Here is a 22,407-nt window from a genome sequence, read left to right as displayed (position 1 = left end):
GGAGAAGTGCTGGTGAAGTTCGCGTACTCCTGCTCTGACACTTCGGATCTGCATTACCGGAGCGAGGGCGACGTCTTCGTCAACGTGGAAGCGGACCTGGAAGTCGTGGACGACGGAATCGTCCTCTGCGCCTGGAAGTCGTTTCCGGTGGCGGAACTTGCCGTGGCCCTGCGGAGATGGAAGGCGTGCTCGGAGCCGGCCCGGCCTGACTTCGAGTTCCTGTCCCTTTCGCTGGAAGGACGATGGTCGCTGCGGATCTGCCGCGCTCCCGGCGGCTGGCAGGCGATCGACGACGCGGCGCAAGCGGTGGCCGGCGCCGTGCGTCCAGTCGCCGAGATCGACGCGGCGATCGACGACTTCGCGCGGAAGGTGCGTGCGGAATCTGTGCGCACGGAGGGTTCGTGGATCGAGGAGTACTTCGCATGACGCGGCCGCTGAACGCGCGGTACTGCGTCGAGTCCTGATCGGACATCCGGTGCTGCTCGCGCAAGTGGACCGGGCGGAGGTGGTCGCGCACTGGTCGCCGGGTTCGGTGAGCGTCGATCTCGGGGTTCCCGACGCGATCCCGTACGGCGATCTGAACGGGGTGTTTCCCCGGCGGGCCTTGGTGGAGGGGTCCGGCGAGATCCTCGTGTGGGTCACCCAGGGCGTACTGTCCGGTTTGGAATACGCTTGCTGCCTCGACGAACTCCCGACCTCTCTGCCGGACGCGGCGACGATTTCCTTTGAGGGTTGAGCCGGGTCAGGCGGTCGCCAGCAACGCCGCGGCCACCGCCACCTCGACGCACCCGCCGAGGACGTCGCCGGTCACTCCGCCGATGCGCTGCACGCACCGGGCCAGCAACACCGCCGCAGCCGCGTAACCGAGCGCTACCGCGAGAACCCCTCGCCACCACGGCAACCCCGGCGTCAACGCGGCACACCCCGCCGCGAGCACGAACACCACCGCGGCCACGAGGATCGGCACCGATCCGGCGACCGTCGCGCCCAACCCCTCCGGACGGGCCGAGGGGACCCCTCGCGCGCAGCACAGCGAGAGCACACACCGTCCACACAGGACCGACAAGACCGCGGCAGCGATCCCGTGCCCGTGCGCGATCGCGCCGGTCAGCGCGCCGATTTGGACGAGCAGGACGAAGAGCAGCGTCGCGACCCCGGTAGGCCCGGAGTCGCCGCGGCGCATGACGTCGAGGGCTTTCGCGCGGTCGTAGGAGGCACCGAGTCCGTCGGCGGTGTCGGCTAGGCCGTCGAGATGCAGTCCGCGGCTACCGAGGGCGACCGCCCCGAGCGCCAGTGCGGCGACGGCCAGCGCGGGGAGCCCGAGCGCGACTCCGCCGGCCACGATGAGCCCTGCCACCACCGCGAGCGGGAGGGCGGCCAGCGGGCCGAGCGCCATCGCGACCCCGGCCACGCGCCGATCAATCGTGCGCGGGGCGGGGACCGGGACCGTGGTCAGGGTGCCGACGGCCAGGCGGATTCCGTCGCTCAGCGGGATCACGGCGTGCGCCCCGATGCCGCGTTGTGCGGGTGGGATGCACGGAATGTGGCGTTGAGTGAGTGGGGTGCACGGAATGCCGCGTTGGGTGGATGGGGCGCGCCGAACGCTGCTTGGGGTGCGTGAGATGCGCCCAAAGCCACATTAGGGCGGTCCCCGGCGAAGCGAACTTCGAGCCGATCCGCCCACCGAGCCCCGAACCAGCCCCCGCGCCGAATCTCGGCCCAGTGCCTGGGCTGAACCCCGAGCCGACCTTCGTGTCGAACTGTGGCCCAACGCCCGCGCCGAACCCCGAGCCGACCTTCGTGTCGAACTGCCGTCCAACGCCAGCGCTGAACCCCGAGCCGACCTTCGTGTCGAACTGCGGCCCACCACCCGCGCTGAACCCCGAGCCAACCTCCGCACCGAACCCCGGCCCGCACCCCGGCCAAACCCGTCGCCCCGGCCAACCCCCGCCCCCCGAGCAACCCCGTCACCCGAGATCCGCCAACAGACCCATCTCCGCGATCACCGCGCGCGCCGCCCGGAGCGTCGGCACCGCCTGCACCGCCCCGCTGCCCTCCCCGAGCCGCAAGCCCAGATCCAGGATCGGCGTCAACCCCAGCGCCTTCAAAGCAAACGCTTGCGCGGGCTCGGTCGACCGATGCCCCGCCAGCCACCACTGCTCCGCACCAGGCGCGATATCCCGGGCCACCAACGCCGCCGTCGCGGAGAAGATTCCGTCCAGCACCACCGGGATTCCCCGGACCGCAGCTTCCACGAGGAACCCGGCCGTCGCGGCCAGGCAGGCGCTGCCCAGGGCCGTCAGGCGATCGAACGGATCGGTCACCGCGCGGCGCGAAAGAGCAGCGGCGACGACAGATGTCTTGCGCTCCAAAGCTTCCCCGGAGACCCCAGTCCCGGTTCCGACCACTTCGGCAGCGGGCAGGCCCAAAGCCGAAGCCACCACCGCAGCACAGACAGTCGTGTTGCCGATGCCCATGTCGCCAGGAATGAGAACGTCCGCAGTGGACTCCGAAGCAGCGATGGCCCGACCCGCCTCAAAAGCGGCAAGAGCCTCACCAGGAGCCAAAGCATCCTCGACGTCGATGGCGCCCGACCCGCGGCGGATCTTGTGGGCGGTGACCTCCGCAGGAACGTCAGGCGCGTCCCAGTCCACGGCGATGTCGGCTACCCGCACCTTTGCCCCGACCTGCGCCGCGAGCACCGTCACCCCGCTGCGCCCGGCCAGGAACACGCGCACCATCGCCGCCGTCACCTCGCGCGGGTACGCCGACTGCGCCGACACCCCGTGGTCGCCGGCGAAGACGACCACGCGGACGTCGTCCAGCGGGCGCGGCGGGACCACGCCGTGCGCGGCGCTCAGCCAGGCCGCGAGTTCCTCCAGCCTTCCGAGCGAGCCGACCGGTTTGACCAGGCCGTCCAGTCGCTCCAGTGCGGTGGCGCGGGCGGCGGCGTCCGGGACGGGAATGGCGAAACGCGGCACGGCTAGCTCCTCACGGAAGGTCGAGCGCCCGCCCGGCGACGATGAGCGACACCCGGTCGCTGTCGGCGGACACCCGGTTGTTGAGTGCGCCCAGCACATCACGGAACAGCCGCCCGGACACCGTTGCGGGCACCACACCGCTGCCGACCTCGTTGCTCACCGCGACGATCGGCACCCGCGCCTGGCTCCACGCGGCGAGGAAATCCTCGAGCCGGTCGTCCAGTCTGCGCTCCCAGCCCGATTTGCCCGTCCACGCGCCGACCTCGTCGAGCACCCGCGACAGCCAGGTGCCGAGGCAGTCGATCAACAGCGGGCTGGTCGCGTTGCGCAGCACAGTCGCCAGATCGGTGGTCTCGATCGTCGTCCAGTGGCGCGGGCGGCGGGCCCGGTGCGCCTCGACGCGGGCGGCCCATTCCGGGTCCTCGGCCGACGGGGGCAGCCCGGGAGCGACGTACACGAGGTGAGGGTGGTGCGCGACGAGCCGCTCCGCGTGCCTCGACTTGCCCGAGCGAACCCCGCCGAGAACGAGCACCTTGCCGTCGTCGCGTCCGTACCGGCGGAGGGCCTGCGCCAGGGTTTCGAGAGACCCGGCGAGCCGGTGCGTCAGCTTGGTCATACCCGGCATTCTCTCCCTAGCGCTACGGTTCGCCACGTGCCACTCCGACAATCCGTCACCGCGGCCGGGATCGTTGCCGGATACGCCGCCGACGCGTGGTTCGGCGACCCGCGCCGGGGCCATCCGGTCGCGGCGTTCGGCACCGCCGCTGGCCAGCTGGAACGCTGGTGGTGGGCCGATTCCAAGCCGCGCGGGGCGGTCTACGCGGCGGTCTGCGCCGGGTCGGCCGCCGGGCTGGGATTTCTTGCCGAGAAAGCCGCGCGGGACCGGCCGGGCGCCCGATTTGTCCTGACTGCCGCGGCGACGTGGGCCGTCCTCGGCGGCCGCGGGCTCGCCGCGGAGGGGCACGAAATGGCGCGATTACTCGAATCGGGTGAATTGCCCGCCGCCCGGCAGCGGCTCAGCCACCTCTGCGCGCGCGACGCGACCGGCCTCGACGCGGCCGAGCTGACCCGCGCGGCCACCGAATCGATCGCCGAGAACACGTCCGACGCGGTCGTCGCGCCGCTGCTGTGGGGTGCGGTCGCGGGCGTGCCGGGACTGCTCGGGTACCGCGCGGTGAACACGCTCGACGCGATGGTCGGCTACCGCTCGCCGCGGCACCGCAACTTCGGCTGGTTCGCCGCGCGCGTCGACGACTGGGCCAACCTGGTGCCGGCGCGCGTCGGCGCGGTGCTGACGGCGGTGACCGCGCCGTTGGCCGGCGGGCACGCGCGGTCGGCTTGGCGTGCGTGGCGACGGGATGGGAGCGCGCATCCGAGCCCGAACGCCGGGCAGGTCGAGGCGGCGTTCGCCGGGGCGCTGGACATCCGGCTCGGCGGCACGAATACGTATCACGGCGAGGTCGAGCGCCGGAGCACGCTGGGTGACGGACGGCCGCCCAGGGCGAGCGATTTGCGCCGGGCGGTGCGCTTGTCGCGGCTGGTGGGGGCGGCGGCGTTGGCGGTCGCGGCGGGGATCGCGGTGGCTCGGTGAGCGGGTTCGCGGGGCGGCGGTCGCGGGCTGAGCCTGGACGATCGGCGCCGGGCAGTGCGGGTGGCTGGGTTGGCGATCGCGGCGGCTTGCGGAGCGCGGGGCGGCTCCCCGGACCGGCCGCCTCAAGCATTACGGTGGCGAGATGAGCGGGCTGCTGATCGCCGGGACCACCTCCGACGCCGGGAAAAGCCTGGTCACCGCCGGACTCTGCCGATGGTTCGCGCGGCGCGGGGTGCGGGTCGCGCCGTTCAAGGCGCAGAACATGTCGAACAACTCCATGGTCTGCGCGGACGGCGCGGAAATCGGTCGCGCGCAGTGGCTGCAGGCGCGGGCCGCGCGGGTGGAGCCGGAAGCGGCGATGAATCCCGTGCTGCTCAAGCCCGGCAGCGACCGGCGCAGTCACGTCATCGCGCTCGGCAAGCCGTACGGCACCCTCGAAGCCGGGGAGTACGCGACCGGACGGGCCGGGCTCGCGGAGATCGCCTTCGACGCGTTTGACCGGTTGCGGCAACGGTTCGACCTCGTCGTCTGCGAGGGCGCGGGCAGTCCGGCGGAGATCAACCTGCGTTCCGGCGACTACGTCAACATGGGCCTCGCGCGGCGGTTTTCCCTGCCGGTCCTGGTGGTCGGCGACATCGACCGCGGCGGGGTGCTGGCCGCGATGTACGGGACGCTCGCGTTGCTGTCGGCCGAGGACCAAGCCTTGGTGGCGGGGTGGCTGGTCAACAAATTCCGCGGCGACGTCGGGTTGCTGCAGCCTGGTCTGAACAGCCTGGAGAAGGTCACCGGACGGCCGGTGCTGGGCGTGCTGCCGTGGCTGGACCGCGTGTGGATCGACTCCGAGGACGCCCTCGCCGCGGCCGGATGGCGGCATGAGGCCGCGCAACGCGGGTTGCGGGTGGCGGTGGTCCGGTTCCCGAGGGCGTCCAACGCTACCGACGTGGACGCGCTCGCCGCCGAGCCGGGCGTGACGGTGAGTTTGACCGCTGATCCGGACACGGTGGCCGCGGCGGATCTGGTCGTGTTGCCGGGCTCTCGGGCCACTGTGGACGATCTGAAGTGGTTGCGTGCGCGAGGTTTGGCGGACGCGGTGACCGCGCGGGCCAAGGCGGGGCGTCCGGTGCTGGGGATTTGCGGCGGGTACCAGATGCTCGCGGAGTCCATTGAGGACAATGTCGAATCGGGCGCCGGTCTCGTCGAAGGGCTGGGGCTGTTGCCGACGCGCGTGACGTTCGCGGGGGAGAAGGTGCTCGGCCGTCCGACCGGCGAATGGCGCGGACATCAGGTGGACGCGTACGAGATCCACCACGGGAGTGCCGGCCCGGCGGACGCGGAGTCGTTTTTGGACGGTTACTGCGTCGGTTCGGTGTGGGGCACGACGTGGCACGGCGCGCTGGAGAACGACGGGTTCCGTCGCGCGTGGCTTGCCGAAGCGGCGTCGCAGGCGGGTGTCGAATGGCGGGCCGCCGAGGGCGCGCCGGGGTTCGCGGACCTGCGCGAGGACATGCTGGACCGGCTGGCCGACGCGATCCAGTCCGAAGTGGACACCGGAATGCTGATGGCGCTGGCGGAAGCGGGCGCTCCGGGAGGACTGCCGTTCGTGCCGCCGGGAGCGCCCTGACCGGTCAGTGCACGACCCGGCCGGTGGTGGGGAAGTCGGTCTCGAGCGTGCACACCGCGTGTTGGTCCGGTGAGTCTGAGGTGGACGGCTGCCGCGCGCCCAGATGAACGTAGTCCGGCGGGACGCTGCTGGCGAAGTACTCCTTGGCTTCGGCCGCGCAGGCGTCGAGGAGTGAATTGCCGCCGGGCGCCAGGCGGAACACCTCGATGTCGTGCGCGTCCTCGCAGGAGACGGGGCTGGCCTTGGCGCCCGAGCGGAAGCAGTCGCCGGGGCTGGCGTGGAAAAGCGGGTCCGCTGAAGGACTCGCCACCGCGAGTCCGATCAGGAGCGCCGCCAGCCATGCGCCGCTGATCGACAGCCCGGCAATCGCGAGCCCGCGGCCCGGGCTGCCGAACACGCGGATCTGGCGGAGCGCGATGATCCCGAACGCGATGCTCAGCGGCAGGCTGAACGCCGGAACGGCGAGGACCAGCGACGCGATCGCGAAGCCATTGGTGCCGCGCGGTTGCGTCGGCGGCGGTGGCGCGTCCTCGTAGCTCGGCCCGGTCGGTTTCGGCGGCAGCATGGGGTCCCCTCGGAAACGGCCCCCCGACCCGGCGTCGAGCATAGAACCTGGCAACCCGTTGCGGGGTAACGATTCAGGCGAGCCCGGCGTCGTGCACCAGAATCGCGACCTGGGTGCGGTTCGCCGCCTCGGTCTTGGCCATGATCCGTCCCAAGTGGACCTTCACGGTCGCCTCGCTGAGCCCGAGCCCGCGGGCGATCTCGGCGTTGCTCGACCCCTGCGCGACGGCCACCGCGACCTCGCGCTCGCGCGGCGTCAGCGGTTCGAGCCGGGCGAGGGCGGGCGTCGGGGTGGCGGCGGTGGCGAAGTGCGTCAGCAGCCGCCGGGTGATCGACGGCGACAGCATCGCCTCGCCGCTGCCCACCACGTGCATCGCCTTGACCAGCTCGCGCGGCGGCGTGTCCTTGAGGAGAAAACCCGTGGCACCGTGGCGAAGCGCCTCGTGCACGTACTCGTCCAGGTCGAACGTCGTCAGCACGACCACCGCGGGCGCGTCCGGTTCGGCGGTCACCAGGCGGGTCACCTCCAGGCCGTCGACCTCGGGCATCTGGACGTCGGTGAGCACGAGGTCCGGCCGGTGCTCGCGGACCAGCGCCAGCACTCCGCGCCCGTCGCCGGCTTCCGCGACCACCTCGATCCCCGGATCGGACTCCAGGATCATCCGGATGCCGCTGCGCACGAGCACCTCGTCGTCGATCAGCAGGACTTTCAGCACGGTTCCTCCGCTCGCAGCGGGAACGCGGCCCGCACCCGGTAGCTGCCCGCGCCGTCCGGACCGGCGCGGAGCGTCCCGCCGGTCAGCGTGGCGCGCTCGCGCATGCCGATCACCCCGTAGCCCGCGCCGGGCAGCCCGGCCGAATCGGCGAGCGGGTTGGCCACTTCGACCACCAGGTCGTCGTCGGAAGCGGACAGTCGCACGTCGATTGTCGTTCCAGGCGCGTGTTTCGCGGCGTTCGTCAGCGCTTCCTGCACGATCCGGTACGCCGCGCGCCCGATCGGATCGGGCACGTCCGGCATCGGATCCGGCAGGCTGGCGCGGACCTGCGCACCGGCGGCGGCGAGGTCGCCGGCGAGCTGGCGGACCCCGCTCAGCGTCTGGTCCGGCAGCGAACGCGGTTCCGGACCGTCGTCGCGGAGCACCTGCAGGATGTCGCGCAATTCGTTGAGCGCGGCGGAACTCGATTCGCGGATCACCTCGGCGAGCTGCGCGGTCTCTTCGTCCTTGGCCCGCACGGAAAGCGCGCCCGCTTGCAGCGCGACAATGCTGACCCGGTGCGCGACGACATCGTGCATTTCGCGGGCGATCCGCCGCCGCTCGGCCGTCACGGCGCGCTCGCCGAGCAGGTCACGCTCGCGTTCGGCCTGCTCCGCGCGGTCGCGCAAGGCGGCGAGCAACGCCGCGCGCTGGTGCATCCACAGCCCGGCCAGCGCCGGGACCCCGGCCATCAGCACGACCGCGAGCCCGAACGACTTCCAGTCCGGCGGGGGCCGGGAGAACGACGCGGTCAGCCCGACTTCCGCCAGCACGGCGACCGCGGTCGGCCAGCGCAGCCCGCGCAGCGAAGCGACTGTGTAGAGGGTGACCGTGGTGCCCCACATGGGTGGGGTGACGAGCGCGACCCCGACCGACACCAGCAGCGCGCTCAAGGGGAACCGCCGCCGCAGCAGCACCGCCACGAACGTCACCGCGACCGCGATCGGCCAGAACCACGGATGGTCCGCGTCCGGCAGGTCGCCGGCCAGCGTCAGGCCGAGCACGGCGAGCGCCACGGCCAGGTCGATCAGGTGGTTGCGCACCAAGCCACCGTAGGGCTTGCCCGAAATTCCCCCGCTTGGCGGCTGTGGGGGAAGAACCGCCGGTTCAGCGGTCGGCGAATTCGGCGATCGAGGCGAGCAAGCCGTCCAGATGGGACTCGAAGCCGGGCCGGGGCGGTTCCGGGCAGCCGGGCAGGTCCGCGCGGCCGGGCAGGAGCCGCCGGAGGGAATCGACGGTGCGGCGCTGGTGGAACGCGTTTTCCGGGACGGAGGGGAGCACGCCGACCGGCATCGCGAGCGTGGCCAGTTCGTCGTCGGCGACCCCGCGCAGGGTCTGTCCGCCCAGCAAGGCGTCGACGGTCTCCGGCTCGGCGCCGAGGGCGGCCAGCTCGGCGCCGGAGTCCACCGGGGTGGCGGGCCAGGCCAGCAGCAGCCGCTCGATCCGCTGGGGAAAGGCCAGCGCGAGACGGACCGCCGCGGAGCACCCGTTCGAACCGGCGACGACGGCGACCGGCCGGTCGGGCAGGAAGGTCGCGAGGTGCACGGCTTCGGCCTGCCAATCCGGCGCCCGGCGAAGGCGGTCGGGGGCCAGCACCGGGCGCCCGGCCCGGCGGAGACCGCCGGCGATGCCCGGCCGCGTCCAGAACCGGCTGGCGTCCATGTCGTCCCATAACCCGCCGTGGACCAGGAAAAGCGTGCTCTTCATCGGGTGCTCCCGGGAGGCGTTGCGGTTGCCGCGCTGTCGTGCCGGGGTATTCTCCGGGACGTCGCGACCTAACCCAGCCCGGGGAGTGCGGATCATGTCCTACGCCGTCGATTTCACCACCGTGTCGACAGTCGGCCTGGAGTCTTCTCCGGTCGCGGACGCGCTCGCCGGGCTGCGGGCCAACGAGGCCCGCTACTTCAAGAACAAGTACGACCACGTCTTCACCGTCGAGCCCGCGGCCGAGGTCCCGGAGATCATCGACCGGGTGCACCGGATTCTCAAGGAAGAACGCGATCTCGTCATTTCCTCGCGGCCGCTCGAGGCGACCGAATTCGAGGTCGACGGCATCCGGATGTCTTACGTCTTCTACGAGAGCGGCCTGTCGATCAACGTCATGTACACCCTCGAGGAAGGCGGCAAGCGCGCCGTCGGCTTCAAGCTTTCCGACGGGATGGACGTGCCCGAGGAACTCGCCGACAAGTTCAAGTTCGCGCGCCAGAAGTCGAAGCTGGCCGGGACGATCCGCGGGTCCTACTTCGTCATCAAGAACGAGCACTGATCCGCAGCGCGGCGCTGCGGAGGCACAACAGCAGCGGGAGCGAGCTGTCCTCGCGCAGTCGCGGCGGCAGTGCGCTCGCTTCGATCAGCGGTACGCCGTCGATCAGCTCTTGGCCTAACGCGGCCAGGTCGATTTCCAGCACGGTGACTCCGGCGCTGTAAAGCCGTTCCGCGCCCTTCGCTCGGCGGCTGGTGAGTTCGGTGCTGTCGACGGACAGCTGCGTGACGCCGAAGAATTCCGGTTTCGCGCCGCGTTCGAGCCAGCGGGCGAACCCGGTCAGCCGCGTCGAGGAGATTTCGCCGGGCCGGACGGCGGCTTCCTCGCACAGTTCGCGTTCCATTCCCGCGCACACCGCGGTGTGCAGGGTCCGACGGGTTCCTCCTTGCGCGGTAAGGAGATCCCTCGGTTCGAGGCTGCCGCTTCCGGACGGCGCGAGCAGCAGCCCGCTGGCCGAGTTCCGGGCCGACTGGCGGACGACGACGAGCAGGCCGTCCGACGTGAACGCGATGGTGGACACGCCGACGAGGTCGGCGAGCGTGCTCGCGGCGAGAGTGCGCAGGGCGCCGGACGAGTCGGTCAGTTCCTCGTTGCGCAGGTCGTACTCGCGGCCGTCCGCGGAGTTCGTGATGCGCAGCGAGGCCAGTTCATTGGTGCAGACCGCGTCGAAGAACCGCGCACGATGCAGGACGATCGGTGCCGGCCTGGCTCCGGTGACCGGCAGTGGTTCGCCGCGCATGCCGACGATCGGGCCGTTGAACAGCAACCGCCCGCGCGCCCGCAACGGCAGCACGTGCGGTGCGGTGGCCTTCAGCTTCGCGGGCAGCCGGTACGGATCCTCGGAGACGGTGATGCTGAAGGTGGTTTCGGCGAGCGCCGCGTCGATGGCGTCGCTGACCAATGCCGTGCCACGGGAGGGAATCGCCAGGTACTGCGCGTCGGGATAGGCGCGCGGCGGGGGCGTGTCCGCGATCGGGAACGGCGCGGCGATCGCGGTGAATTCGTAACCGGCCCACCGTTTCCGCAGCAAGCGGATGTCTCGCACCAGCGTCAGCAGGCCGAGCAGGAGCGCGACGATCGACACCGCGACGCCGAACGCGCTCGGCAGGATCGTGACCGCTCCGAGCACGACCCCGAGCCCGGAGACGGCGACCGGCCATTCCCCGGCGCCGACGAAGAAGAGATAGTCGGCCGTGGCCCGGGCCCGGCGGGTCAGTTTTCCCATCGCCGCACTGTTTTAGCACGGGATCGGCCGCCGGGTCACCGGATCGGGCGAAAAGGTGGTTACAGCGAGATGGTGCAGTAGAGGTGGTGGCCGTCCGCGCTGGCGCCTGCGGCCAGGGCGGCGAGTTCCTTGAGGAACGTGACGATGTGCTCAGCCTCGACGTCTTCCTCGTGCTGCTCGGCGAAGGCGGCGGCAGCGCCTTGGCGAGCGGCGTCGTCGGCGGTGGCGAGTGCGTCCCGAAAGGAATCGGCCAGCGACAGCACCACGGCCTCGCCTTCGTCGAGGAGCGCGATCTCCCGGCCGCGGTCGGGCTCGGCCTCGACCTCCGCGGTGGTCCTGCGGGTGAGGGACGCCTCGACGGGCAGCAGATCCGTGATCGGATCGGCGCCCTTCACAACGAGTTCGGCGTAGCCCGCGCAACGGGCACCATCCGGATCCTCGAACGCAAGCGCGGCCATGGTGTCGTCCGTCGCGACGAAGTAGTCGTAGAGCACCAGCAGAGAATAGCCAGGAGAACCTGTTGCGCCGCAACGAAAACTTCTCACCGAGTGTCTTCATTCGCCCAACGCGCCACAAAAGGGGACAGCGAGCAGGCCGAACGGCGCAATAAGAAGGGCGGGTGCGACGCCGTTGTCACACCCGCCCGGCAGCCGGGACCAGCGCGGCGGCAGTGACGCGCCCGTCCCGAAACTGAACGGAGCGAAGCGCGGCGGCAGTGACGCGCTTGGCCCCGAGACTGAACGGAGCAGGCGCGGCGACGTTGACGCGCCTGCTCCGAGTCCTCAGGAGATCGGCCGGTCCGTCGGCGCGATCGGGGCCGGGAGCACGCCCCGGCCGGTCAGGAAGGCGTCCACGCCGGCCGCGCACGAGCGGCCTTCCGCGATCGCCCACACGATCAACGACTGCCCGCGGCCCATGTCGCCCGCCACGAACACATTGTCCACAGTGGTCTTGAAGTCCTTGTCCCGCACGACGTTGCCGCGCTGGTCCAGCTCCACGCCCAGCTCGGTCAGCAGGCCCTCGCGCTGCGGGCCGAGGAAGCCCATCGCCAGCAGCACCAGCTGCGCGGGCAGCTCGTTCTCGGTGCCCTCGACCGGCACGAACTTGCCGCCCTCGTTGCGCACCTCCACCAGCTTCAGCGCGCGCACCCGACCGTCCTCATCGGACAGGAACTCCTGGGTGTTGACCGAGTACAGCCGCTCGCCGCCCTCCTCGTGCGCGGAGGTGACCCGGTAGATCATCGGGTACGTCGGCCACGGGTGGGCGTCCGAACGCGACTCCGGCGGCTTCGGCATGATCTCCAGCTGCGTCACCGACTTCGCGCCCTGCCGGTGCGACGTGCCGACGCAGTCCGCGCCGGTGTCGCCGCCGCCGATGACCACGACGTCGAGGCCCTTGGCCGAATACGGCGACTCCGCCAGCTCGCCCGACGCGACCCGGTTGGCCGGCGGCAGGAACTCCATCGCCTGGTAGATGCCCTCGGCCGAACGGCCTTCGATCGGCAGGTCGCGCCACGCCGTCGCGCCGCCCGCGAGGACCACCGCGTCGTGCTCGGACTGGAGCTGCTCGACGGTGACGTCCACGCCGACGTTCGCCGACGTCCGGAATTCCGTGCCCTCGGCGCGCATCTGGTCGAGGCGGCGGTCGAGGCGGAACTTCTCCATCTTGAACTCGGGAATGCCGTACCGCAGCAGCCCGCCGATCTTGTCCGCCCGCTCGTAGACCACGACGGTGTGGCCCGCGCGGGTCAGCTGCTGCGCCGCGGCCAGCCCGGACGGACCGGACCCGACCACCGCGACCTTCTTGCCGGTTTTCGCGACCGGAACCTGCGGCGTGACCCAGCCTTCCTCGAAGGCCCGGTCGATGATCGAGATCTCGACCCGCTTGATCGACACCGGATCGTCGTTGATGCCGAGCACGCACGCGGTTTCGCACGGGGCCGGGCACAGCGTGCCGGTGAACTCCGGGAAGTTGTTCGTGGCGTGCAGCCGTTCCGCCGCCTGCTGCCAGTCCTCCCGCCACACCAGCGTGTTCCACTCCGGGATCAGGTTCCCGAGCGGACAACCCTGGTGACAGAACGGGATCCCGCAGTCCATACAGCGCCCGGCCTGCTTTTCCAGCTTGGTCGACGCGAAGTCCTCGTAGACCTCTCGCCAGTCCATCAGCCGCAGGTCCACCGGACGCCGCTTCGGTTCCTCGCGCGTGGTGGTCAGAAAGCCCTTGGGGTCAGCCATGTGCGGCCTCCATGATCGCCTCGTTCACGTCCCGGCCATCGCGTTCCGCGGCCACCTGAGCGGCGAGGACGCGCTTGTAGTCCTTCGGCATGACCTTGCCGAACCGGTCGACCGCACTGTCCCAGTCCGCCAGCAAGGCCCGCGCGACGGCGGATTCGGTTTCGTTGTAATGCTTTTCGATGGTTTCGCGGAGGAAGTCGACGTCCGCGGTGTCCAGCGGGTCGATGTCGACCATCTCCGGGTTGACCCGGTGCGCCGGCAGGTCCAGCACGTACGCGACGCCGCCGGACATGCCTGCCGCGAAGTTGCGGCCGACGCGGCCCAGCACGACCATCCGGCCGCCGGTCATGTACTCGCCGCCGTGGTCGCCCACGCCTTCGACGACCGCCAGCGCGCCGGAGTTGCGCACGCAGAACCGTTCGCCGACCTGGCCGCGGATGAAGATCTCGCCGCTCGTGGCCCCGTACGCGATCACGTTGCCCGCGATGATGTGGTCTTCCGCGACGATCGGCGATTCCTTCGGCGGCCGCACGATGATCCGTCCGCCGGACAGGCCCTTGCCGACGTAGTCGTTGCCGTCGCCGTAGAGCCGCAGCGTGATGCCCTTCGGAATGAACGCGCCGAACGACTGGCCCGCGGTGCCGGTGAAGGTGACGTCGATGGTGTCGTCGGGAAGCCCTTCGCCGCCCCACTTCTTCGTCAGCTCCGAGCCGAGCATGGTGCCGACGGTCCGGTTCACGTTGCGCACCGGCAGTTCCAGCCGCACCTTGTCGCCCGCCGCCAGCGCGCCCTCGGCGAGCTGGATCAGCGTGTTGTCGAGCGCCTTGTCCAGCCCGTGGTCCTGTTTGACGGTCTGGTGCCGCACCGCGCGCGGCGGCAGCTCGGGCACGTGGAAGATCGGCGACAGGTCGAGCCCGGCGGCCTTCCAGTGGTCGACCGCCTTGCGCTTGTCGAGCAGCTCAGCGTGGCCCACGGCCTCCTCGACCGACCGGAATCCCAGCTCCGCCAGGTATTCCCGGACCTCCTGGGCGATGAACTCGAAGAAGTTCACCACGTACTCCGCCTTGCCGCTGAACTTCTCGCGCAGCTTCGGGTTCTGCGTCGCGACGCCGACCGGACAGGTGTCGAGGTGACACACGCGCATCATGATGCAGCCCGACACCACCAGCGGCGCGGTCGCGAAACCGAACTCCTCGGCGCCCAGCAGCATCGCGATCATGACGTCGCGGCCGGTCTTGAGCTGGCCGTCGGTCTGCACCACGATCCGGTCGCGCAGCCGGTTGGCCAGCAGCGTCTGCTGCGTTTCGGCCAGGCCCAGCTCCCACGGTCCGCCCGCGTGCTTGATCGAGGACAGCGGCGAGGCGCCGGTTCCGCCGTCGTGGCCGGAGATCAGCACGACGTCCGCGTGCGCCTTGGACACACCGGCGGCGACCGTGCCGACGCCGACCTCGGACACGAGCTTCACGTGGATGCGCGCGTCCGGGTTGGCGTTCTTGAGGTCGTGGATCAGCTGCGCCAGGTCCTCGATGGAGTAGATGTCGTGGTGCGGCGGCGGGGAAATCAGCCCGACGCCCGGCGTGGAGTGCCGCGTCTTCGCGATCCACGGGTACACCTTGCCGCCGGGCAGCTGCCCGCCCTCGCCGGGCTTCGCGCCCTGCGCCATCTTGATCTGGATGTCGTCGGAGTTCACCAGGTACTCGCTGGTGACGCCGAACCGGCCGCTGGCGACCTGCTTGACCGCGCTGCGCCGCTCCGGGTCGTACAGCCGCTCCGGGTCCTCGCCGCCCTCGCCGGTGTTCGACTTGCCGCCGAGGCGGTTCATCGCGATCGCCAGCGTCTGGTGCATTTCCATCGAGATCGAGCCGTACGAGATGGCCCCGGTGGCGAACCGCTTCACGATCTCCGAAACTGGCTCGACCTCTTCGATCGGCACCGGCTTCCGGTCGCCGTACTTGAAGTCGAACAGCCCGCGCAGCGTCAGCAGCTTCTCGGCCTGGTCGTTGACCGCCTTCGTGTACTCCTTGAAGACGTCGTACTTCCCGGCGCGCGTGGAGTGCTGCAGCTTGAACACCGTCTGCGGGTTGAACAGGTGCGGCTCGCCTTCGCGCCGCCACTGGTAGTCCGCGCCGGTTTCCAGCTCGCGGTGGCTCGCCCGGACGCCGTCGACCGGGAAAGCGCGCACGTGCCGCTGCGAAACCTCGTCGGCGAGGGTGTCGAAACCGACGCCGCCGAGGCGCGAAGTGGTTCCGGTGAAACAGGTGTCGATCACTTCGGCGCCGAGGCCGACCGCCTCGAAGATCTGCGCGCCGGTGTAGGAGGCCACCGTCGAGACGCCCATCTTCGACATCGTCTTGCGGACACCCTTGCCGAGCGCCTTGATCAGGTTCGCGGTGGCCTGCTTGGGAGTCACGCCCGGGATGAGGCCCCGGTGCGCCATCTCCTCGACGGTCGCCATCGCCAGATACGGGTTCACCGCGGCCACGCCGTAGCCGACCAGCAGCGCGATGTGGTGCACCTCGCGCGCGTCGCCCGCCTCGACGATGAGGCCGACCTGCGTGCGCGTCTTCTCCCGCACCAGGTGGTGGTGCACCGCGCCGGTGAGCAGCAGGGACGGAATCGGCGCGTGGTCGGCGTCGACCCCGCGGTCGGACAGCACGATCAGCCGCGCGCCGTCCTCGATCGCCTCGGACACCTCGGCGCGGATCTCGTCGAGCCGCTGCAGCAGCGCGTCGCCGCCGCCGTTGACCTTGTACCGGCCCATGACGGTGACCGCCTGGAACTCCGGCAGGTCGCCGTCGTCGTTGACGTGCACCAGTTTCGCGAGCTGGTCGTTGTCCAGCACCGGGAACGGCAGCACGATCCGGCGGCACGACGTCGAGTCCGCGGCCAGCAGGTTCGGCTCCGCGCCGATCTGCGTGCCGAGCGCGGTCACCAGCTCCTCGCGGATCGCGTCCAGCGGCGGGTTGGTCACCTGGGCGAACAGCTGGATGAAGTAGTCGAACAACGGGCGCGAACCCGACGAAAGGGACGCGAGCGGCGAATCGTTGCCCATCGACCCGATCGGCTCCGCGCCGGTGCGGGCCATCGGCTCGAGGATGGTTTCCAGCTCTTCCTCGGTGTAGCCGAACGCCTGCTGACGGCGCACGAGCGCGGCGTGCAGCGGGACCTCGCGGTCGCGCTCGGGCAGCTCCTCCAGGCGGAGCAGCCCGGCGTCGACCCATTCGTCGTACGGGTGCTCGGATGCGAGCTGGCCCTTGACCTCCTCGTCCTCGACGATCCGCCCGGCGACGGTGTCCACGAGGAACATCCGGCCCGGCTCCAGCCGTCCCTTGCGGACGATCTTCGCCTGGTCCAGCTCCAGCACGCCGACCTCGCTGGCGAGCACCACGAGCCCGTCGTCGGTCACCCAGTAGCGGCCGGGGCGCAGGCCGTTGCGGTCCAGCACCGCGCCGATCTGCGCGCCGTCGGTGAACGCCACCAGCGCCGGCCCGTCCCACGGCTCCATGAGCGTGGAGTGGAATTCGTAGAAGGCGCGGCGCGCGGGGTCCATCTCCTGATGGTTCTCCCAGGCCTCCGGGATCATCATCAGCACCGAATGCGGCAGCGACCGGCCGCCGAGGTGCAGCAGCTCCAGCACCTCGTCGAAGGACGCCGAGTCGCTCGCTCCGCGCGTGATGACCGGGTAGATCCGCTTGAGGTCGCCCGGGATCAGGTCGGTCTCCAGCAGCGCCTCGCGGGCGTCCATCCAGTTGCGGTTGCCCTTGAGCGTGTTGATCTCGCCGTTGTGCGCCACGTAGCGGTACGGGTGCGCGAGCGGCCACGAGGGGAAAGTGTTGGTGGAGAAGCGGGAGTGCACCAGGCCGATCGCGCTCGTCACGCGCTCGTCGGCGAGGTCGAGGAAGAACTTCTCGACCTGCGGCTCGGTCAGCATTCCCTTGTAGACGATCGTGCGCGAGGACAGCGACGGGAAGTACACGTCGTCCTCGACCAGCTCGTGCTCGGCGCGCTTTCGCACGCAGAATGCGGCGCGCTCGAGCGCCAGGCCGTCGAGATTGTTCTTGCGCCCGGCCAGGAACAGCTGGGTGAAGTGCGGCATGGTCTGCGCCGCGGTCGGACCGCAGTGCGCGGTGTCGACCGGCAGCTCGCGCCAGCCCACCACGCGCATGTCCTCCTCGGCGGCGATCCGCTCGATGGTGGTCATGGCGCGGCCTCGGCGCTTTTCGTCCTGCGGAAGGAACGCGGTGCCGACGGCGTAGCTGCCTTCCGGGGGCAGCTCGAACCCGGCGACCTCGCGGTAGAACGCGTCGGGAACCTGGATGAGCAGGCCCGCGCCGTCCCCGGTGTCCGGTTCCGCCCCGCGTGCCCCGCGATGTTCCAGGTTCTTCAGCGCGACAAGGGCTTTCGCCACGATCTGATGGTCTCGGCGACCGGTCAGGTCCGCGACGAACGCCACCCCGCAGGCATCGTGCTCGTAAGCGGGGTCGTAAAGGCCGTCAGTGGCCGGGGTGCTCGAACGGTGGGTCACGGCTGGCCGCCTCCCAAGGCGTTGGCGCGGTTTCTTTCACTCCGAAGGGGGGTTCATCACTGAACCGGTTAACGAAGTGGTCCGAAACCGCGATGGTCAGTCGAGAAGGGAAACCATCCGGTGCCTTCGCTCTCGCGAGGCGCGGCACTGCGTCGCGATGCGTGGCTGACCGCGGCCGGTCGCAGACCGGGCCGGGTGCCGGATGGTTTGTCACCGCACGGCGATGGGCGGCGGAAAAAGTTCTGCACGTCGCTGTACAGGCGCACGCGCCGGGGTCGGTCAGCCTGTGTGGTGGGGGCCAGCCGGGGCGCGTGGTGGTGACTCCCGGGTTCGCCGGGTCTTATGACGATAGTGTGAATTCGCTGTGATCGACATACGTCATCGCGCTCTCGTGGGATAAGCCACGCATACGTTGACGCCCTCCGGGGTACTCCCATATGTCGGGCCGTCTCTCCCGGCACGCGGTCAGCCAGGGCGCTGACCTGCGCAAACCTGTCTGCCCGCCCGGTGTCAACCCGGCGTCTGATGCTGGTTGACTGGTGGTCATGAGGGGGAGCGCCGATGACTGATCGTTATCTGTCCGTGGCGGCGGCCGGGCTGCACGAGATTGAAATACGGCGTTCACGGTTCCTGTGCGCGCTCGCTCCCGTCGGTGCCGAGGCGGCCGCAAGAGAGATCATTTCGGCCCGCCGGCGCGCCGAACCCGCGGCCCGGCACCACTGTCACGCGTTCGTCCTCGGCCCGGACGGCCGGACCCAGCGCTCGAGCGACGACGGCGAGCCCGCCGGGACGGCCGGAGTGCCGATGCTGGAGGTGTTGCGCCGCCGCGAAGTCACCGACACGGTCGCGGTGGTGTCGCGGCATTTCGGCGGCGTGCTGCTGGGCGCGGGCGGGTTGATCCGCGCGTACGGACAGGCGGTGTCGGAGGCGCTCGACGCGGTAGGCCTGGTGGAGTACCGGCGGTTGCGGCTGTTCGACGTAACGATGGACTACACCCGGGCAGGCCGCTTCGAAAACGATCTCCGCGCTTCGCCCTACGTGCTGCGCGAGACGCGTTTCGAGGCGGCGGCGCATTTCGAGGTCGGGTTGTCGCCCGGCGAGGAGGAACGATTCAGCGGCTGGCTGGCCGACCTCACCGGCGGCGAGGCGGTCGCGGCCGAACTGGGGGAGGAGTGGGTGCGCGGGTAGCCGCGCACCGGCTCACCTCCGGAAGATCAAGCTGCGACGGGCTTTCCGTCCAACGCCCGCGCCCCGGCTTCGGTGAGCACCGCGCGTACTCGCGCGCCGCACGCTCCGTCCTCGGCGGGCGCGATCAGCCCTTTGCGGACGAGGTCGCGGACCGTGCCCTGGTCGCAGCAGCTCAGCCCGTCGACGAACAAGTCCGGTTCGCAGCTGCAGCTGATCTCCGCGTTTCCTCCGGCCACGGCACGCAGGGTTGCCCGCTCCCGATGGTTCAGCTCGGCAGTCACGGCGGTTCCTCCTTCTGTCCCGGCCCCTGGTGTACCCCGGGAACAGTTCCAGTGTCCGTCGCGAATGCCACGTTGTCGCGTATTTCACTCCTTTTTACGGGGGTATGTCGCGGGGTAGTTTGGGGGTACCCCTCACGTGCCCCACCATGCCTTCGCGAGGGATACGAAAGTAGGTTCTTCCGGAGCCGGGAGCACGTCGAGGTACCAGCGGAAGTCGCTGTAGACGTGCAGAAGCGTGTACGCGAGGCACCGGCGCGAGAAGTCCGGGCCGAGTTCGGCCGGACGGTAACCGTAAGCGAGCAGAAGACTGCGCAGAAATGCCGGGTCGCCGCTCGAAACGAACAAGCCGACGGCGGCGAACTCGTATTCCGCCGCGCCGCGCATGGCCGGTTCGAAATCGAACAGGCCGGACAGCCGCCAGCCATCCCCTTCGCGGGTGACCATCAGATGGTCGCGCATGACCTCGGTGTGCAACGGCACGGTTTCCGGCGTTCCCAGGTCGACCGCGTCGACGAACTCCGGCAGCTGGGCGAGCCAGTGTTCGTCCAATGTGGTCTTGCGATGGTGCTCGACCAGCTTTTCGCGTTGCCCGGCGAGGAACGCGGCCCAGTCCCGCGGAGCGAGCACGGACAATGCCGGGTCGCGCACGGAGTGCAATGTGGACAGCGCCTCGCCGATCTTCGGGGCGAGCGCGAGTCTGTCCGCTGTGGACAGTTCCGGCCAGACCTGTTTGAGCGTGCGCCCGGGCAGCCGTTCCATCACGACGTAACCCCAGCCGTCGCGCGTTCCGGCGTGCACGACGCCCGGCGTGGGGACGGGGAGCTTGCCGTGGAGGACTTCCAGCATGGTGCGCTCGGTGGTCAGCTCGTCGAGATCGACCGGCGGATAGAGCTTCAGGACGAGCTGGTCGCCGACCGCGTACACCGGCAGCGAACCGTCGTCGAACGGCACGGGTACTCCGGGTTCGCCGAGCGAACGGAGAAGGGCTCGTACTGCGGGCAGCAGGCCTTCGCGGGTCAACTGGTCGGACTCGGCCGCGGTGGCGGCGGGCGGGAACATGCGCCGACGGTATCGGCGCGTGTTCCTCCGCCGCAGCGAATTATTTGCTGCGTTCGAGCAGGGTGCGCACAGCCGGGCCGATGAGCCGTTCGATCTCGTCGGCGGGCGCGGTGGCGAGCGGTTCCTTGCGGGTGATCGAGCGGACCAGCCCGATGCCGAGCAGCCAGGCCATCGCGAGGTCGGCGCGGAGTTCGGCGTCCGGCTCGTCGGTGAGCCCGGACAGCGCGCGGGTGTACTCGGCGTCGAGTTGCGCGCGGAGAGCCTCGTCGGCGCGATCGGTGCCGGACGACCGCAAGTAGGTCTCGATCGAGCGGGACGCCGAGTCGTCGCGTTCGAGGAGGCTTCGCAGCGCCGCGGAGAACAGCCGCTCCGGCGGGGTCGTCTCGACCTGGGCAAGGCCGCCGCGCGCCATCACGTGCTCGAACAACGCGTCCTTGCTGCCGAAGTACCGGAACAGCAGCGCCTGGTTGACGCCCGCGCGGTTCGCGATGTCGCGCACCGTGGTGCGGTCGAAGCCGCGGTCGGCGAACAGTTCGGCCGCGGCGTCCAGCAGCGCGGCTTTCGTCGCCGTCGCGTCGCGTTTGCGCGAAGGCTGGTCCGCGGCCATTCGGTTTCCCCCTGGTGTGCGCCGGTGGTGCGCGACGAGGTTAACCCGGACGGTCCCGGATCGGCCGGACGAACTACGCGGACCAGGCGACCGGCAGCTCCTCGGGGCCGTAGACGAGCGCGTTGTGCTTGTACGCCAATGATTCCTTCGGCACCGCCAGCCGCAGGCGCGGCACGCGGCGGAACAACGCGGTCAGCGCCTCCTGCATTTCGACCCGCGCGAGCTGCTGGCCGATGCACTGGTGCGCGCCGAACCCGAAGGCGACGTGCGTACGCGGCGATTCGCGGGTGAAGTCCAGCTGGTCGGCGTGCGGATACCGGTCCTCGTCGCGGTTGGCGGAGTTCAGTGCGGCGATCAGCCAATCACCCGCGGCGATCGTCTGGCCGCCGACCTTGACCTCTTCGGTGGCGTAGCGCAGCACGCCGAACTGTACGACCGACAGATACCGCAGCAGCTCTTCGACCGCACGCGGCGGATCGGCGAGGGCCTGCGCGCGCTGCTCCGGGTGTTCCAGCAGCAAAAGGGCACTGAGCGCGATCATGTTGGCGGTGGTTTCGTGCCCGGCGACCAGCAGGCTCAGCCCGAGCATGATCAGCTCGTCCAGGTCGAGCGGTTCCCCGGAGTCCTCGGCGCGGACGATGAGCCTGCTGAACAGGTCGTCGTGAGGGTCCTGCTGCTTGCCGGCGAACAGTTTGCCCAGGTAGCCGGCCAGTTCGTGATATGCCTGCTCCGTGGTTTCGGCGTCCTGGTCGGTGCTGACCAGGAGGCTGCTCTGGCGCTGGAACAGCTCGCGGTCGGCGTACGGGACGCCGAGCAGTTCGCAGATCGCCAGCGACGGGATCGGCAGCGCGAAATCCTGCACCAGGTCGGCGCGGCCGGGCTTGGCGAGCATGGCGTCGAGATGCTGGTCTACCTGCTCACGGACGTATTCGCGCAGCCGCTCCACCCGCCGGACGGTGAACTCGGCGACGACCATCTTGCGCAGCCGGGAATGCTCCGCGCCGTCGAGCTGGATGATCGAACCGGGGTCGACCTCGGCGTACGGGTCTAGATCGGCCTTGACGTGTACCGACGAGGCGCCGCGCGAGCTGAGCGCCGGGTCGGCGAGCACGGCGCGGACGTCGTCGTAGCGGGTGACGAGCCAGGTGTCGAACCCGGCCGGGCAGCGGATCCGCGACACCGGCGCGCTCTCCCGCAACGCGGCGTACTCGGCGGGCGGGTCGAACGGGCACTCTGCCGGGCGGGTGGTCGGGAGATCCGCGGTGCGGGTGGTCGGAAGTGCCGGGGTCTCGGGCGGGGTGGGCATGCGGATGGCGCCTTTCCTCCGACGGTGCGGGCATCTTCCACTCTGGAGAAGCCCGCACCGTCGCGGGGCGATCGATCGGGATAGGCGACGGAAGGACCACACCTCTGCCCGATTCACCCCGCCGCGATTAGACCGGTTCGGTGATCGGCTCGTCGGCGAAACGGCGGGCCACCCGTTCCGCCCCGGCGCGGGCCCAGGCGGTGGTGG

The 22,407-nt window shown here is 70.3% G+C and carries 21 protein-coding genes; 6 read left to right on the top strand and 15 right to left on the bottom strand.

The genetic code is table 11. The features are described 5' to 3' along the window. The first annotated feature begins 12 nt into the window (after positions 1-12). Positions 13-426 carry a DUF7878 domain-containing protein gene (locus tag ACZ7OI_RS35620; RefSeq protein WP_470268479.1) on the top strand — a complete coding sequence of 138 codons (414 nt, stop codon included), beginning with the start codon at positions 13-15 and terminating at the stop codon, positions 424-426. A gap of 49 nt (positions 427-475) precedes the next feature. After that, positions 476-736: a hypothetical protein gene (locus ACZ7OI_RS35615; RefSeq protein ID WP_470268478.1), complete on the top strand. Its 261-nt coding sequence runs from the start codon at positions 476-478 to the stop codon at positions 734-736. A 6-nt stretch (positions 737-742) separates the two neighbouring features. Here ACZ7OI_RS35615 and ACZ7OI_RS35610 read toward each other — a convergent pair whose 3' ends face one another. The 3 genes from ACZ7OI_RS35610 to ACZ7OI_RS35600 form a co-directional block, all read right to left on the bottom strand. Next, positions 743-1,498: an adenosylcobinamide-GDP ribazoletransferase gene (locus tag ACZ7OI_RS35610; protein WP_470268477.1), complete on the bottom strand. Its 756-nt coding sequence runs from the start codon at positions 1,496-1,498 to the stop codon at positions 743-745. Positions 1,499-1,967: 469 nt separating this feature from the next. Further along, positions 1,968-2,981, bottom strand: a complete 1,014-nt coding sequence (gene cobT, locus ACZ7OI_RS35605; protein ID WP_470268476.1) for a nicotinate-nucleotide--dimethylbenzimidazole phosphoribosyltransferase — start codon at positions 2,979-2,981, stop codon at positions 1,968-1,970. A gap of 10 nt (positions 2,982-2,991) precedes the next feature. Further along, the gene (locus tag ACZ7OI_RS35600) at positions 2,992-3,597 is read right to left on the bottom strand and encodes a bifunctional adenosylcobinamide kinase/adenosylcobinamide-phosphate guanylyltransferase (RefSeq protein ID WP_470268475.1); all 606 of its coding nucleotides are present in this window, start codon (positions 3,595-3,597) and stop codon (positions 2,992-2,994) included. A 36-nt stretch (positions 3,598-3,633) separates the two neighbouring features. On the opposite strand from ACZ7OI_RS35600, the gene ACZ7OI_RS35595 reads away from it, so the two are divergent. Continuing rightward, positions 3,634-4,572, top strand: a complete 939-nt coding sequence (locus ACZ7OI_RS35595) for a cobalamin biosynthesis protein (RefSeq protein WP_470268474.1) — start codon at positions 3,634-3,636, stop codon at positions 4,570-4,572. Positions 4,573-4,714: 142 nt separating this feature from the next. Further along, positions 4,715-6,193: a cobyric acid synthase gene (locus tag ACZ7OI_RS35590; RefSeq protein ID WP_470268473.1), complete on the top strand. Its 1,479-nt coding sequence runs from the start codon at positions 4,715-4,717 to the stop codon at positions 6,191-6,193. Positions 6,194-6,197: 4 nt separating this feature from the next. On the opposite strand, the gene ACZ7OI_RS35585 is transcribed toward ACZ7OI_RS35590, so the two are convergent. The 4 genes from ACZ7OI_RS35585 to ACZ7OI_RS35570 form a co-directional block, all read right to left on the bottom strand. After that, positions 6,198-6,758 (bottom strand): DUF4190 domain-containing protein, encoded by a 561-nt coding sequence (locus ACZ7OI_RS35585; protein WP_470268472.1) that lies wholly within the window; start codon positions 6,756-6,758, stop codon positions 6,198-6,200. A 73-nt stretch (positions 6,759-6,831) separates the two neighbouring features. Next, positions 6,832-7,473, bottom strand: a complete 642-nt coding sequence (locus ACZ7OI_RS35580; RefSeq protein ID WP_470268471.1) for a response regulator — start codon at positions 7,471-7,473, stop codon at positions 6,832-6,834. Then, positions 7,467-8,555, bottom strand: coding sequence for a sensor histidine kinase (locus ACZ7OI_RS35575; RefSeq protein WP_470268470.1), 1,089 nt, complete (start codon positions 8,553-8,555; stop codon positions 7,467-7,469). The genes ACZ7OI_RS35580 and ACZ7OI_RS35575 overlap by 7 nt, the downstream gene beginning before the upstream one ends. Before the next feature lie 64 nt (positions 8,556-8,619). Beyond that, positions 8,620-9,219, bottom strand: a complete 600-nt coding sequence (locus ACZ7OI_RS35570) for an alpha/beta fold hydrolase (protein ID WP_470268469.1) — start codon at positions 9,217-9,219, stop codon at positions 8,620-8,622. A 94-nt stretch (positions 9,220-9,313) separates the two neighbouring features. On the opposite strand from ACZ7OI_RS35570, the gene ACZ7OI_RS35565 reads away from it, so the two are divergent. Next, complete coding sequence (locus tag ACZ7OI_RS35565; RefSeq protein ID WP_470268468.1) at positions 9,314-9,778, top strand: phage tail protein; 465 nt, start codon at positions 9,314-9,316, stop codon at positions 9,776-9,778. Here the strand turns inward: ACZ7OI_RS35565 and ACZ7OI_RS35560 are convergent. The 4 genes from ACZ7OI_RS35560 to gltB form a co-directional block, all read right to left on the bottom strand. Beyond that, entirely contained in the window at positions 9,762-11,000 is a 1,239-nt protein-coding gene (locus tag ACZ7OI_RS35560; RefSeq protein WP_470268467.1) for a hypothetical protein, read from the bottom strand. The genes ACZ7OI_RS35565 and ACZ7OI_RS35560 overlap by 17 nt on opposite strands. 59 nt (positions 11,001-11,059) lie before the next feature. After that, positions 11,060-11,494 (bottom strand): hypothetical protein, encoded by a 435-nt coding sequence (locus ACZ7OI_RS35555; protein WP_470268466.1) that lies wholly within the window; start codon positions 11,492-11,494, stop codon positions 11,060-11,062. A gap of 288 nt (positions 11,495-11,782) precedes the next feature. After that, entirely contained in the window at positions 11,783-13,234 is a 1,452-nt protein-coding gene (locus ACZ7OI_RS35550; RefSeq protein WP_470268465.1) for a glutamate synthase subunit beta, read from the bottom strand. After that, a complete protein-coding gene (gltB, locus tag ACZ7OI_RS35545) occupies positions 13,227-17,759 on the bottom strand; it encodes a glutamate synthase large subunit (protein ID WP_470268464.1) in 4,533 nt (1,510 codons plus the stop codon). The genes ACZ7OI_RS35550 and gltB overlap by 8 nt, the downstream gene beginning before the upstream one ends. Positions 17,760-18,320: 561 nt before the next feature. Here gltB and ACZ7OI_RS35540 point away from each other — a divergent pair. After that, positions 18,321-18,947, top strand: a complete 627-nt coding sequence (locus ACZ7OI_RS35540; protein WP_470268463.1) for a YigZ family protein — start codon at positions 18,321-18,323, stop codon at positions 18,945-18,947. 26 nt (positions 18,948-18,973) lie between these two features. Here the strand turns inward: ACZ7OI_RS35540 and ACZ7OI_RS35535 are convergent, their stop codons facing one another. The 4 genes from ACZ7OI_RS35535 to ACZ7OI_RS35520 all read right to left on the bottom strand — a co-directional run bounded on the left by ACZ7OI_RS35535 (position 18,974) and on the right by ACZ7OI_RS35520 (position 22,200). Next, positions 18,974-19,228 (bottom strand): hypothetical protein, encoded by a 255-nt coding sequence (locus ACZ7OI_RS35535; RefSeq protein ID WP_470268462.1) that lies wholly within the window; start codon positions 19,226-19,228, stop codon positions 18,974-18,976. A 132-nt stretch (positions 19,229-19,360) separates the two neighbouring features. After that, complete coding sequence (locus ACZ7OI_RS35530) at positions 19,361-20,287, bottom strand: aminoglycoside phosphotransferase family protein (RefSeq protein ID WP_470268461.1); 927 nt, start codon at positions 20,285-20,287, stop codon at positions 19,361-19,363. A gap of 40 nt (positions 20,288-20,327) precedes the next feature. Further along, positions 20,328-20,894: a TetR family transcriptional regulator gene (locus ACZ7OI_RS35525; protein WP_470236169.1), complete on the bottom strand. Its 567-nt coding sequence runs from the start codon at positions 20,892-20,894 to the stop codon at positions 20,328-20,330. Positions 20,895-20,967: 73 nt separating this feature from the next. Beyond that, positions 20,968-22,200 (bottom strand): cytochrome P450, encoded by a 1,233-nt coding sequence (locus ACZ7OI_RS35520; RefSeq protein WP_470268460.1) that lies wholly within the window; start codon positions 22,198-22,200, stop codon positions 20,968-20,970. Positions 22,201-22,407: the final 207 nt, after the last annotated feature.

The sequence above is a fragment of the Amycolatopsis sp. NPDC114503 genome, from assembly GCF_055633655.1.
Note: the sequence above shows the minus strand (reverse complement) of the source record. Positions and strands in the feature narration are given on the sequence as shown.